Origin of the sequence: Intestinimonas massiliensis (ex Afouda et al. 2020), from assembly GCF_900626285.1 — a bacterium.
GTDB classification, from domain to species: Bacteria; Bacillota; Clostridia; order Oscillospirales; family Oscillospiraceae; genus Flavonifractor; species Flavonifractor massiliensis_A.
Genome location: NZ_LR131147.1, coordinates 2,805,168 through 2,818,733 on the forward strand (window position 1 = coordinate 2,805,168; position 13,566 = coordinate 2,818,733).

The following is a 13,566-nucleotide window of genomic DNA, read 5'->3' on the forward strand; positions in this document are numbered from 1 at the left end:
ATTCCTTTCTTTGTTAAAGGAATAGGGTCAGAATTGGCACCGTGACCAGACTGGTCAGGGTGGAAATAAACACACACTTGGAGGCGAACTTGGCGTCCGCCCCGTATTTCTGGGCCAGAATTGCGGTGGTGGAGCCGATGGGCATACCGGTGATGACCACGCTCACCCCGATGGTGAGGGGGTCCATCCCCAGCAGCCGCAGGGCCACCAGGCAGATGCCGGGCAGCAGGAACTGCCGCACCGCCACCAGGTAAAAGCTCTTGGGATCGAACACGGTCTTTAAAGGCACATCGGCCAGGATGGCGCCCACCAGGGCCATGGCCATGGGGGAGGTGCAGGCCCCCAGATTGTCCACTGCGCTGTCCACGAAGTGGGGCAGGGGGATCTGGAGGATCATCCGCACCAGGCCGATCTCCACGGCGATGATGCCCGGGTTGAGCATCACCTTCCTGACGGCCTGCTTGGCGTCGGCCTTGGTGAACAGGGAGATGCCGGCGCTCCACATGAGGATGCGGGTGGGGATGATGAACAGGGAGCCCAGGAACAGGCCCTCGTCCCCGTAGGCCCCGCTGACCACCGGCAGTCCGGCGAAGCCGGAGTTGCTCACCAGGGTGCCGTACTGGAGGATGCTCTTCTCCTCGTAGGGGAAGCGGTTGTACAGCACCCTGCCCAGCACCAGGGCCACGCAGGCCATGACCACCGCGATGAGCAGGGCCACCGCCCCCTGTTTGAGGGCGGCCAGGCTGAATTCCATGTTGAAGGATTCAAAGATCATGCAGGGCAGGGTGATGAACACCACGAAGTCGGTGAGCTTATCCCGGGCCACATCGTTGAAGATGCCCCGTTTCCGGCAGTAGAAGCCCACCGCCATGTAGATGAACAGGACGGTCTGGACGTCCACCATTTTGAAAAAGCTCTCCATCTCAGCCCTCGATGGGGGTAAGCAGGGCCCCCTGCCCGTCGAATTCCAGTTCCTCCGGCGCCGACACCGCCTCCAGGCCGGGCCAGCGCCCCGCCTTCACGTCCTCGTAGTAGGCCGCGCTCAGCATGATGCTGCCGATGTGCAGGCTGTTGGGGATGCGGATGACGCGGGGATGGTTCTGGTCGATGCCGTTGCAGGTGCGGATACACATCTGGATGGCCTCCTTGTCGGTGGCCACCACGCAGGGGATGCGGGCGGAGGTGAGGACGGTGGAGGTGATGCAGTTGGGATACATCATCTCCAGGTCGATCTTGTCAAAGAACCGCTTGGTGATCACGTTGGCCAGGCCCACCCCCAGGGAGTTGCCGTGGCTCTCCTCGCTCAGGTCCAGGAAGCAGGTGCGCTGGACTTTTACACCGCCGTGGGCGTATTCGGTGGAAAAGGTGCCGGTGATGTTGGGGTCCACACCGGTGCCGGAGTAGTTCTTGCCGGTCTCGTCCACGACCAGCACGTCGCACTCCCCCACCAGCAGGGAGGGCATGTGGGCAAAGGCCTCCTTCAGCAGCTCGGGCTCCCGGTCCAGGATGTCGTCCTTATCGATGGCCACCAGCTTCCAGGTCTGGTCGTAGGCGTTCTCCAGACAGGGGATGGCGAAGAGGATGGGGGCTTTCTCCAGGACCACCTTGGCCATGGAGGGGATGTTGGCGCCGATCTTGCCCATGCCCTCGGCGTGGACCCGTTCGGCGCCCTTCTGCTTGCCCAGGCCCACCGTCATCATCTTGCAGGGACCGCTCTCGTAGCGGCCCCGGAAGGCGTTGTGGGGTTTCAGGCGGCAGGAAATGATGATGCCGTCGGCGTGGTAGGCGTTCTTGTCCATGTACACCGGCATGCCGGTGTCGGACACGCCCAGCTCCACCACCTCCATGCTGCTGCGGATCTCACAGCCCATGGTGTCGGGGGTGATGCCGTAGCCCGCCAGGATGTCCAGCTGGCCCTGGGCGGTGGCGCCGCCGTGGCTGCCCATGGCGGGCACGATGAAGGGGGTCGCCCCCCGGGACTTGACAAAGTCCACCACCGCTTTGGTGATGATATCCACGTTGGCGATGCCCCGGCTGCCGGCGGTAATGGCGATCTCCATGCCGGGCTGCACCTTGGAACGGAAGGGCTCGCGGGAGAGCTGCTCCATCACCGCCGCCGGGATGTCCGCCGGCTCGATGTGCTCCGAGGGGAAGATCTGCCGGGCCCGGAACATGGGCGGGATGGGCACGCCGGCCAGCAGCTGGGAGACCACGCCTCCCTGTTTGATTTCCATTGGCTTCCGCCTCCTTCAGCGTCAAGTGCGCCTATGGCTCCCGTCGGGATTGGCCGGCGGGAGCCTGGTGCGGATCTGTTTCTGATTGATTAGGTAATGGGCGCGGGGTTGAAAATGCAGATGTCGTTGTGGAAGCCGTACTGGTCGGAGTAGGGCTTCTTCACGCCGCTGGCCACGTCCAGGATGAGCTCGAAGAGCTCGGTGCCCACGTCGGCGATGGTCTTTTCACCGGTGGCGATGGGTCCGGCGTTCACGTCGATCAGATCGAACCAGTGCTCCTTCATCTCGTTGCGGGAGCAGACCTTGATGACGGGGGCGGCGGCCAGGCCGTAGGGGGTGCCCCGGCCGGTCATAAAGACCTGCAGGCCGATGCCGCTGGCCAGCTGGCAGGGTCCGCAGACGATGTCGCTGGCGGGGGTGGCGGCGTAGATCAGGCCGTGCTTGGTGGGCTTCTCCGCCGGGGAGAGGACCTCCTCGATGGGGGCGGTGCCCGACTTGGCGATGGAGCCCATGGCCTTCTCCACGATGTTGGCCAGACCGCCCTTCTTGTTGCCGGGGGTGGGGTTGGCGTCACGGTCCACGCCGCCGGCCTCCAGGTAGTCGTCGTACCACTTCATCTCGGCGGCCAGCTTGTCGCGGGTGGCCGCGTCCCGGCAGCGGGCGGCCAGCAGATGCACGCCGTCCCGCACCTCGGTGACCTCGCTGAACATCACCGTGGCGCCGCCCTTCACCAGCATGTCGGCGGCGTAGCCGGCGCTGGGATTGGCGGTCAGGCCGGAGAAGGCGTCGGAGCCGCCGCACTGCATGCCGATGAGCAGCTCGCTGAGGGGCAGTTCCTCCCGGCGGCGCTCATTGAGCTTCTGCAGCTTCTTCTCCGCCATCTCCATCAGGGCGTTCATCATGGCGTCATGGCCCTTGTAGTCCTGGAGGGTCAGGGTGTTCTCCGGGGTGATGTCCTCGGGGGGCAGCACCATGTCGTAGGTCAGCTTCTCACAGCCCAGGCCAACCACCATCAGCTCCCCGCCGAAGTTGGGGTGGCGGATCAGGTTGGTCACCGCCCGGATGGGGATGTGGGCCTCCCGGGCCTTGATGGCCACGCCGCAGCCGTAGGGGTGGTTGATGGCCACCACGTCGTCCACGTGGGGATATTTGGGGAGCAGCTCCTTCTTGATCCGCTCCACCGCCACGTTGACCACGCCGGCGGCGCACTGCACCGTGGTGACGATGCCCAGCAGGTTGCGGGTGCCGGCAGGGCCGGTCTTGTTGCGGTAGCCCATCCAGGTGGTGCGGGGCGGATCGGGCAGCTGGTCCTTCGGCACCAGATTGGTGCCGAAGGGCATGTGCTCCACAGAGGGGCTCTGGGGCAGGTCCAGCATGTGCTCGTTGATCCAGGCGCCTACGGGGATGTCATCCTTGGCATAGCCCAGCACCACGCCGTAGCGGATGATCTCGCCCCCCTTGGGGATATCGGTCAGGGCGATCTTGTGGGCCTGGGGGATGTCCTCCCGGGTGACGACGCCGGGCATGACCTGGGTCCCCTTGGAGATATCTTCCACCGCAATGGCCACATTGTCAATGTCCTTTACTTTGATGTACAGCGGTGCGCTCATAGCAGCATACTCCCTTTAACTTACTTCTGTCTTACTTCTTGTCGGCCAGTTCCTTCGCCTGGCGCTTGGCCTTGCGGTTATCCAGAATCGCGTAGACCACGGACAGGATGATGAGGGCCCAGATGACCCAGGCCATAGGACGGACAAACAGGCCGGTCAGGTAGCCGTTGTAGGCGGTGAGCACCTGGATGAAGTAGTCCTCCAGGTCGCCGCCCAGGATGAAGCCGATGAGGAAGCAGGACACGGGGAAGTGGAACTTCTTGATGAGCAGGCCCACGATACCGAAGAGCAGCAGGCACCACACATCGAACATACGGCCGTTCAGGGTGGCGTAGGCGCCCACGGTGCACATCATGAGCACCACGGGGTACAGACGCTCCTGGGGGATCAGGATGATCTTGGCCAGCAGCTTGATGGGGAAGAACATGACCAGGTACATCAGGATGTTGCAGCACAGCAGAGCCACCAGGATGGTGTTCCAGATCTCGGGGTTGCTGGAGATGAACAGGGGGCCCACCTGGATGCCCTGGAGCATGAAGGCGCCGATCAGCACGGCGGTGGTGGAGTCGCCGGGGATGCCCAGGCTCAGCAGGGGCACCAGAGCGCCGCCGGTCAGGCCGTTGTTGGAGGTCTCGGAGGCGATCAGGCCCTCAGGCACGCCGGTACCCAGCAGCTCGGGGTGCTTGGACCAGCTCTTGGCCTGGGAGTAGGCGATCAGGGAGGCAGCGGAGCCGCCCACGCCGGGGAGGATGCCCATGAAGGTGCCCAGCAGAGCGGAACGGATCACGTTGACCCACTGGCCCTTGAAGTCCCGGGTGAACTTGAACTTCACCACGTTGCTGATGCCTTTGGTATCATCCTTGGAATAGGATGCGTGCATGCCCGTCTCACATTGCTGGAGCATCTCGGACACGGCGAACAGGCCGATGAGCACGGGGAAGAGCTGGAAGCCGCTCTGCATCTCGCTCTTGAGGAAGTCGGGCACCATGCGGTACTCGTTGTTGACGGAGAACTGGTTCATCATGGCCACCAGCACGCCCAGCATGCCGATCCACAGGCCGCGGAGCATCTGGCCCCGGGACAGGGCGGCGATGACGGTCAGGGCGAACAGGATGATGAGGAATTTCTCCACAGCGGAGAACTTGATGGCCCAGCCGGCCAGGATGGGGGTGAACAGGGCCAGGATCACCAGGGAGATCATGCCGCCGAAGAAGGAGGAGGTTACGCCGATCTTCAGGGCTCGTTCACTTTCTCCCCGTGCCGCCATTGGGTTTCCGTCGAAGGTGGTACACACCGAGGAGGGGGTGCCGGGGATGTTGATGAGGATGGCGGGGACCAGGCCGCCGGAAATGCCGCCCACGTACAGGCCCAGCAGCAGGTACAGAGCCATCTCCATGGAGTAGGCGTAGGTCAGGGGCAGGAACACGGCCACCGCCATGGTGGCGGTCATGCCGGGGATGGCGCCGAAGATAATGCCGATCACGACGCCGAACAGGGCCACGGCGATGTATTCCGGGCCGATCACAAAAGGAAGCTCAAATCCCATGAATTACACCAGCCTTTCTCAGTACAGAATGAAGCCCAGAGACGGAATCTCGATGGTGCAGATACCGGAGGGCAGGGTGATGGTGAACAGGGTACCGAACACCAGGCTGATGACCACGCAGGCCACCACGGAAATGATCGCGCTGGTGATGTGATACTTGGGGTTCTTCATCTGCTCCTTGTTGGCGAACAGGGTGTTGAACAGGAACAGGCAGATAATGGACCACACGGTGAAACCGATCTTGTCCAGGAAGAAGAAATAGACAAACATCAGCACCAGGCAGCCCCAGAACTTCACCTTGTCGTAGTTCTCTTCAAAAAAGCGGCCGGGCTTGGCAAAGAAGCCCTTGCCCGCCTTGATCCGGGCCCGGCCCTCCAGGGCGATCAGCAGCACGCCCAGGATCACCAGCACGCCGATGGTAATAATGGGGAAAATCCAATGCTGGGTCGAATAGACCACATTGATACGCATCTTGTTACCTCTCTTTCACGATAATCACGGAAGCGCCCCGCTGAAACGCCAACCACCGGTCGGTTTTCAGCGGGGCGCCGTTCCAAGTTCGATTAGGTCAACTCGTCCAGGCTGGGAGCCACTTCCACGATGGCGCTGGAAGTCTCACGCTTAGCATTGATGTACTCGCGGGAAGCCTCCAGATCGGCCTCCTCGGGGGTAACAGCGGCGTACATCAGGTTGGCCATCTCGGCCTGGAAGTCGGGGTTCTCGCACACCTTCTGCATGGCAGCGGTGATCTCGTTCAGAACGCCCTCGTCCATATCCTTGGGGAAGAGCATGAAGAAGTCCTTGTTGAAGTCGAAGGGCTCGCCGTTGAAGGTGATGCCGTCGTCAGCCATGGCGATCACGCTGTCATCGGCAATCTGGCCGCAGGTGTCGAAGATCTTCATAGCCAGCTGGGAATCCACGCCCTCTTTGGTGAACTCCACGCAGGAGGAGTAGTCGGCGTAAATGATGTCGGCGTTGCCGTCCCACAGGCGCTGCTTCTTCTCGTCGGTGGTGCCGCCCACCAGAGCCTTGATGCGGGAGGCCACGTCGTCACCGTACTGCTCCTTGGTCCACATGTACCACACCACGAAGCACAGGTGGGAGGCGGAGCCGGATTCGATATTCACCCGCAGCTCCTCAGAGGGGTTGTCGGCCAGCCACTGGGCGGCCTCAGCCAGGGAGTTGTAGGGCACGGAGGCGTTGGCCGCGAAACAGCCGCCGGGGTTGACGCCGATGCGGGGACCAACGGTCAGGTTCTCCAGGGAGTACTCCTCACCCACGGCGCCGAACAGCACGCTCAGGTAGGCCATGTCGTGGAACATCATGATGGTGGTGCCGTCGCCGTCAGCCTTGCTGATGGCGTCCAGAGCCTGGGCGTTGCCCACGGCGTCGACCTTGCCGTTGAAGCCCATCTCTTCGCCCAGGTAACGGGTGACCATGTCGGCGATCATGTAGGAGTCGCCGCCGGTGGAGGTGGAACCAATCACAACACGAACACGCTTGCCCTTCAGGCTGCTCTCGCCGGAGGCGTTGCCGGCGTCGCTGGTCTGCTCGGTGCCGGCGTCGCCGGTGTTGGCGGCGTCGTTGTTGCCGCTGCTGGTGTTGCCGCAGCCGGCCAGCAGACCGACTACCATGGATGCGGAGAGGAGCAATGCGGTCAATTTCTTGAACTTCATCGTTCAATCCTTCCTATTACAATAAATTTGGACAGGAAAGCCGGGCAGCCAGTCCGGCTTTCCCTCCATCTCGTGCCTAAGCTACAATAAGAGGAGCAACTGGCTGACCACTCACTCCTTGGGCTTGTAAGTCCGTACGAAAGACTGTCAGCCATCCTCTTGTTGTAGCGTTCGATTTCAGCAGGTTGAGCCACCGGATGCCGGGGAGTTCGCGTCACCCAATAGATTGAATCGGCAACGAGAAAAGATGGATTCCGGTTGCAGATTCTTTAGTATTGGAGGAATGTGGATGAACAGCGTTGGCATCGATGTTTCCAAAGGGAAAAGCATGATCGCCGTCATGCGCCCCTTCGGTGAGGTGGTGGTTTCACCCTTTGAAGTGCGACACACCGCCAATGAACTGAACGAACTGGCAGGGCTGCTCAAAAGTTTGGACGGTGAGACCCGTGTGGTGATGGAATCCACGGGTAATTACCACGCGCCGGTGGCCTGGCTGCTCCACGACGCGGGACTTTATGTCTCCGTAGTCAATGCAATGCTGGTGCATGACTATGGGAACAACAGTTTAAGACGAGGCAAGACTGACAAGAAGGACGCCGTGAAACTGGCCAACTACGGCCTTGACCACTGGCTCACACTACCGAAATATGTCCCGGAGGAGGACACCCGGCTCATGCTGAAGACCTGCTACCGGCAGTACCAGCAGTATTCCAAAGTACGGACCATGCTGAAGAACAACCTAATCTCCCTGCTGGACACCGCTTTCCCTGATGCAAACCGCCTGTTTACCAGTCCACCCCGCGCCGATGGCAGCGAGAAGTGGGTGGATTTTGTAGCCGCTTTTTGGCATTGTGAGTGTGTCTGTGGTTTGTCTAAAAAGGCCTTTACCACCCAATACCAGAAGTGGTGCAGAAAGCACGGCTACAATTTTAGCGAGGATAAGGCACTGGACATATACGCCTCTGCATGTGGACACTTCGGTGTCATGCCGAAAACGGATACGGCAAAACTTTTGGTAGAACAGGCTGTTTCCCAACTCCGGGCAACTTCCGCCGCGTTAGCTGCTCTCAAGCAGGAGATGCAGTCCCTGGCCGTTTCTCTACCGGAGTATCCTGTGGTGATGGAGATGTTTGGTGTTGGCCCAACCCTCGGCCCCCAACTCATAGCTGAAATTGGCGATGTACGCCGTTTTCATTCCAAGAAAGCGCTGGTGGCCTTTGCAGGCATTGACGCCCCACCTTACCAATCTGGACAAGTGGATGTCCGTAGCCGTAACATTTCCAAGAGAGGATCTGCCTCACTGCGAAGGACGCTCTTTCTGGTGATGGGGGTCCTCCTGCAATGCGCTCCAATGGATGAGCCGGTCTACCAGTTCATGAACAAGAAACGCTCTGAAGGTAAGCCCTACCGTGTCTACATGATGGCCTCCGCCAACAAGTTCCTGCGCATCTACTACGCTTCTGTGAAAGCCTACCTGGATTCTCTGGAGCATGGCTGATTTCCCAGCTCTATACTGTCTGGCTGACCGCCATTTTTTGAAATGCACAGCGGTTTAATTTGGTGCACCCTTTTCCTTTGCTCGTTTCCTTTGAAAGTTTTACTTGACTTTTGTTAGCAGGTCTTNGAGCATGGCTGATTTCCCAGCTCTATACTGTCTGGCTGACCGCCATTTTTTGAAATGCACAGCGGTTTAATTTGGTGCACCCTTTTCCTTTGCTCGTTTCCTTTGAAAGTTTTACTTGACTTTTGTTAGCAGGTCTTTCATTCTCATTCGCACTACATTTGGGCACCTGCCCGGGGAAAGAGTTCTGCTTCACTACCGTGCCCATATGATAACAAAACGCCGGACCTCTTTCTATTCGCAAATAGCCTTGAATCCAACCCTAAAAATTAGAATTTCTGTTCTTGTTTCAGTTATCTGCACTTTCTCTTTCACATACCCCCGATTTTTGTTTCATCTTGAAATGTATTTTTCACGCAGATTTTTTGTAAATTTGATTTTACAGGTTCTTTTCGCCGTTTTCTTAAAAAAATGCCTATTAAAATCGTACATATTGCATAACATCGTCCGCCCTGGGGCGGATTTTTCGCCACTTGTGCATTGGTCCGGAATTTGATACACTGGACCTGATCCAAAGAAGTCTGAAATAAAATAAAGGAGTCGGTCCAAATGAACGAGAGAAAACAGGGCCTGCTGGAAGGCCTTACCGCCCAATACAAAGGCCTGCGCAGGCTCTATCTGGTCTATCTGGCCGCGGCGATTCTGGCACTGGTCTTCTTTTTTGTTGATAAGCGGGTTACGCTGGTGCTGATCGCCGCCAGTCTGATTTTCCACCTGGTGGTGGTGCGCGCCCGGTCCAGGGCCTACACCAAGGCCTTTGTCCACACCTGCCTCCAGAGCACGCTGGAGCGGACCCTCCAGGACGCCAGCCACACGCCGGAATCCCCCCTGGATCCGGAGGAGCTGCGGCAGGTGCGGCTGGTGGCCGTCAACCCGGCCAAGGGCTCCGTCCTGGCCCGGGAGGGCGGCACGGGCACCTACCGTGGCCGGGCCGTCCGGCTCAGCGACGCCGCCTTCACCCACACCTTTGATATGGAGGGCAAGCGGCACCACGAGTTCGTCGTCGGCGCCTGGGTGACGGTGGAGCTGGACCACGACACCGGCCTGGACTGCCGGCTGATCCACCCCAAGGTGATGATGAAGCAATCCCGGGACCCCTATTTCGGCGGGGAGCGGGATCTGCAGCAGGTGGTGAGCGGCCTGCCCGACTGGATGGAGGCAGGGGGCTGGCTGGTGCTCCGGCCCCGGGAGGCCCCCCAGCTGCCCGACAGCCGCTTCCTGAGCGCGGTACACACCCTGGCCAATCACACGGAGCTGCCCCTGGCCGTCTGCGTCCAGGGCAGCAGGCTCCACGTCTACGTGGTCAACCGGATCCTGGGGCAGAAGGTCAGCAGCCGGGTGGTCCCCGGCCCCGCCGTGGTGGAGACCGACTTCTTCCCCGAGCTGGGCGGCATCCTCAAGCTGTCCGACGCGCTGTAAACGCATAAAACAGGCCTGGAGCGGACCGTCAGCCGGTCTGCTCCAGGCCTGTTTTCTTATGCTCAATAGCGGTCCCGGATGCCGTACTGCTTCATCCGGCGCCACAGCGTGGTCTTGCTCATGCCCAGCTGGGCGGCGGCCTCCGCCCGGCTGCCGCCGCACCGGGAGAGGGCGGCGATGATCCGGGCGGCCTCCTCCGTGGCCGGCTGCTCCTCCTCATGGGGCAGCGGGATGTCGTCCGGGTAGAGCTGCTCCAGCAGGTCCCGCACATAGCTGTCCTTTATGGTGCGGGAGGGCGCGGTGAGGGCCATCCGCTCCAGGAAGGTGTGCAGCTGGATGTAGTTGCCCGGCCAGGGGTAGCTCATCAGCACCTTTTTGGCCTCCTTGGTCAGCACCACATAGCGGTTGAGCTTGGTGACGCAGTCGTCCAGACACATGGTGATGGCCTGCTCCAGATCGTCGGGCCGGCTGCGCAGCGGAGGCAGGTCCAGCTGGTGGGGGGTCAGGATGTAGGCCAGCTCCGGCAGGAAGCCGCCCCCCTTTATCCGGGGGACCTCCCGGTCCGCGGTGGAGACGATCACCCGCACCGTCACCGGCTCGGGGGCGCTCTCCCCCGTCAGATGGATCACCCCTTCCCGGATCAGGCGGCACAGGGCGTGCTGGCCCCCCTGCTGCAGATCCTCCAGGTGGTCCAGGTAGAGGGTGCCGGTGTCCGCGTCCTTGGCCGCCCGGATCAGGGCCCCCTGCTGGTCCTCCCAGCTGGCCCCGCAGTCAAAGGTCACGAAGGGCCCCTTGGAGCAGGGGCTGGCGTTGTGGATGCTCTGGGCGAAGAGGGATTTGCCGCTGCCCACCTCCCCCCGCAGGAGGATGGGCTGGGTGGTGCCGGCAAAGGTGCGGGCCAGGCGGACCACCCGGGCCATCTCCCGGCTGGTATGGCTCACATCCTCAAACCGGCCGTAGGCCAGGTACCGCTGGAGGCGGTACCGCTCCCGCAGGGCCCGCTCCCCCTGGCTCTCCATCTTGTGCATCTCGTAGAAGGAAAAGATCATGCCCTCTGCCGCGCCCTGGTCGGTCACCGGGACGGCGTTGGCCACCACATAGGCCCCCGCCACATTGAGCACGGAGAAGTACAGCTCCTGATTGCGGGCCAGGGCGTCGGTCCACACCTCCTGATCCTCCGGAGGCATCAGCGCCGACAGGGGCTGTCCCACCAGCTCCTCCCGGTCCCGGGCCAGGATCTTGCAGGCCATGTCGTTGCACCGGGCCACCACGCCCTTGTCGTCCAGCTCGATGATGCCGTTGAAGGAGTAGTCCAGCAGCACCTGGAGGTGGGCGGTGTTCCGCCGCTCCGCGTCGGAGGCGAAGCCCACGCTGCGGGCGTTGCGCAGGCTGGTGCGCAGGGAATCCTCCGTGCTCTCCATGAAGAGGGTGCGCTTGCCCAGCCGGCGGCAGCAGGCGTTGGCAAAATCGCCGCCCAGGATCACGTCCATCCCGTCGGCCACCGCCTGTTCCACGCCCTTTTCCGTCTCGTCCGTGCCCGCCACGAAGTAGGTGTGCAGCTCAATGCCCATCACTTCCTCAAAGCCCTGGACCTCCCCCACCATGTTGGGGATGGTCACCACCCCCACCTTGGGCCGGTTCAGGCGGGGTACCAGGCTTTTGGCCCGGTGGAGCAGCAGGGCGATCTCCAGGCCGGTCAGGCGGATCTCCACCACCGGCAGATCGGTGTGCTCCTTCAGAATGGAGGCCTGCCGGCCCCGGGCCACCAGGATGTCCGCCCCCAGCGCCCGGCAGGTCTCCGCCTGCTCCAGCACGTGCTCGGTGGCCACCGACCGGTTCAGGACCACCTCCATGCCCAGCTCCCGGGCGATCCGTCCCGCCGGTTCCACCATTTCCTCTCTGGGCAGGAGCAGCGCGAATTTCGCCACGACCCTCGCCTCCTTTTGCTCGTTTGTTTTATCATACCGGATTGCACTGCGCTTGTAAAGCAGCCGCCGCCAGGAATGCGCGTCCTCTTTTTTCTGCGCAGAACGCGGCACAGCCGGAGCAGATTGCTCTGCCCCGGCTGCGCCGCGTCTTTTGAAGGATATTGGGAAAAAAGGGAAGTCTGGAAGATTCAGCGCACCAGGCAAGGCCGCTTGGGATCGAACTTCCAGCCGGGAATCAGGTACTGCATGCCCACGGCGTCGTCACGGCCGCCCAGGCAGTTGTCCAGATACAGCTTGTGGGCCTTCATCAGCTGGTCACGGTCCAGCTCGATGCCCAGACCGGGCCGCTCGGGCAGGTCGATGCAGCCGCCCTTGATCTGCAGGGGCTCCTTGGTCAGGTGCTCGATGCCCTCCTGCCAGATCCAGTGGGTGTCGATGCCGTTGAGCTTGCCGGGCACAGCGGCGGCGCACTGGGTCATCATGGCCAGGGAGATATCAAAGTGGTTGTTGGAGTGGCAGCCCCACATCAGGCCGAAGTCGTTGCACATCTGGCCCACACGGACGGAGCCGGCCATGGTCCAGAAGTGGGGATCGGCCAGGGGGATGTCCACGCTGCGCAGGGCGATGCAGTGGCGCATCTCCCGCCAGTCGGTGTCGATCATGTTGGTGGCGGTGGGCATGCCGCTCTCCTGCTTGAACTCGGCCATGATCTCACGGCCGGAGAAGCGGCCCTCAGCGCCGCAGGGGTCCTCGCAGTAGGCCAGCACCTTCTTCAGCTCGGGAGCCAGGGCCAGGGCGTCCTTCAGCAGCCAGCCGCCGTTGGGGTCCAGGGTGATGCGGGCCTCGGGGAAGGCCTCCTTCAGGGCCTGGACGGCCTTCAGCTCCTCCTTGCCCTCCAGCACGCCGCCCTTGAGCTTGAAGTCCTCAAAGCCGTACTTCTCATAGGTGGCCTTGGCCAGCGCCACGATGGCGTCGGGGGTCAGGGCCTCCTCATGACGCAGGCGGTACCAGTCGCAGTCGGAGTCGGGCTCGGAATAGTAGGGCAGATCGGTCTTTTTGCGGTCGCCCACATAGAACAGATAGCTGAGGAAGCGCACCTTGTTGCGCTGGATGCCGTCGCCCAGCAGGGCCGCGGCGGGGACCTCCAGATACTGGCCCAGCAGGTCCAGCAGAGGAGCCTCGATGGCGGTGACCACGTGCACGCCGGTGCGCAGATCGAAGGTCTGCTGGCCGCGGACGTCGTCCTTGATGTTGGAGGTCAGCCAGTCGTTGACCTTCTTCAGGGTGTTCTTGTAGTCGCCCAGGGAGCTGCCCTCCACCAGGTGCTTCACGTCCTCCAGGGCCTTGGTGATCTTCTGGCCGCCGGGGACCTCGCCTACGCCGGTGTTGCCCCGGTCATCGGTGAGCACCACCACGTTGCGGGTAAAGTAGGGGGCGTGGGCGCCGGAGAGGTTGAGCTCCATGCAGTCCTTGCCGGCCACGGGGAAAACTTCCATCAGGGCTACTTTGGGTGTGTTACCCATTGATATGCA

10 protein-coding genes are annotated in these 13,566 nt (G+C 61.7%); 2 read left to right on the plus strand and 8 right to left on the minus strand.

What is annotated here, in order from left to right; all coding sequences use genetic code 11:
• Positions 1-13 precede the first annotated feature (13 nt).
• The 6 genes from E0E41_RS13895 to E0E41_RS13920 all read right to left on the minus strand — a co-directional run bounded on the left by E0E41_RS13895 (position 14) and on the right by E0E41_RS13920 (position 7,066).
• The gene (locus tag E0E41_RS13895; protein ID WP_130870402.1) at positions 14-922 is read right to left on the minus strand and encodes an AEC family transporter; all 909 of its coding nucleotides are present in this window, start codon (positions 920-922) and stop codon (positions 14-16) included.
• A gap of 1 nt (position 923) precedes the next feature.
• Entirely contained in the window at positions 924-2,234 is a 1,311-nt protein-coding gene (locus E0E41_RS13900) for a lactate racemase domain-containing protein (RefSeq protein WP_130870403.1), read from the minus strand.
• Between the two features lie 89 nt (positions 2,235-2,323).
• Positions 2,324-3,844 (minus strand): galactarate dehydratase, encoded by a 1,521-nt coding sequence (gene garD / locus E0E41_RS13905; RefSeq protein ID WP_130870404.1) that lies wholly within the window; start codon positions 3,842-3,844, stop codon positions 2,324-2,326.
• Between the two features lie 31 nt (positions 3,845-3,875).
• Entirely contained in the window at positions 3,876-5,390 is a 1,515-nt protein-coding gene (locus tag E0E41_RS13910) for a tripartite tricarboxylate transporter permease (protein ID WP_130870405.1), read from the minus strand.
• Positions 5,391-5,408: 18 nt separating this feature from the next.
• Positions 5,409-5,861 carry a tripartite tricarboxylate transporter TctB family protein gene (locus E0E41_RS13915; protein ID WP_130870406.1) on the minus strand — a complete coding sequence of 151 codons (453 nt, stop codon included), beginning with the start codon at positions 5,859-5,861 and terminating at the stop codon, positions 5,409-5,411.
• Positions 5,862-5,953: 92 nt separating this feature from the next.
• Positions 5,954-7,066, minus strand: a complete 1,113-nt coding sequence (locus tag E0E41_RS13920; protein WP_130870407.1) for a hypothetical protein — start codon at positions 7,064-7,066, stop codon at positions 5,954-5,956.
• A 289-nt stretch (positions 7,067-7,355) separates the two neighbouring features.
• Here E0E41_RS13920 and E0E41_RS13925 point away from each other — a divergent pair, with 289 nt between their 5' ends.
• Complete coding sequence (locus E0E41_RS13925; protein WP_130870730.1) at positions 7,356-8,564, plus strand: IS110 family transposase; 1,209 nt, start codon at positions 7,356-7,358, stop codon at positions 8,562-8,564.
• Positions 8,565-9,236: 672 nt separating this feature from the next.
• Entirely contained in the window at positions 9,237-10,106 is an 870-nt protein-coding gene (locus E0E41_RS13930; protein ID WP_130870408.1) for a hypothetical protein, read from the plus strand.
• A 62-nt stretch (positions 10,107-10,168) separates the two neighbouring features.
• Here the strand turns inward: E0E41_RS13930 and E0E41_RS13935 are convergent, their stop codons facing one another.
• Complete coding sequence (locus tag E0E41_RS13935; protein WP_130870409.1) at positions 10,169-12,034, minus strand: PrpR N-terminal domain-containing protein; 1,866 nt, start codon at positions 12,032-12,034, stop codon at positions 10,169-10,171.
• A gap of 188 nt (positions 12,035-12,222) precedes the next feature.
• A complete protein-coding gene (locus E0E41_RS13940) occupies positions 12,223-13,557 on the minus strand; it encodes an enolase C-terminal domain-like protein (protein ID WP_130870410.1) in 1,335 nt (444 codons plus the stop codon).
• Positions 13,558-13,566: the final 9 nt, after the last annotated feature.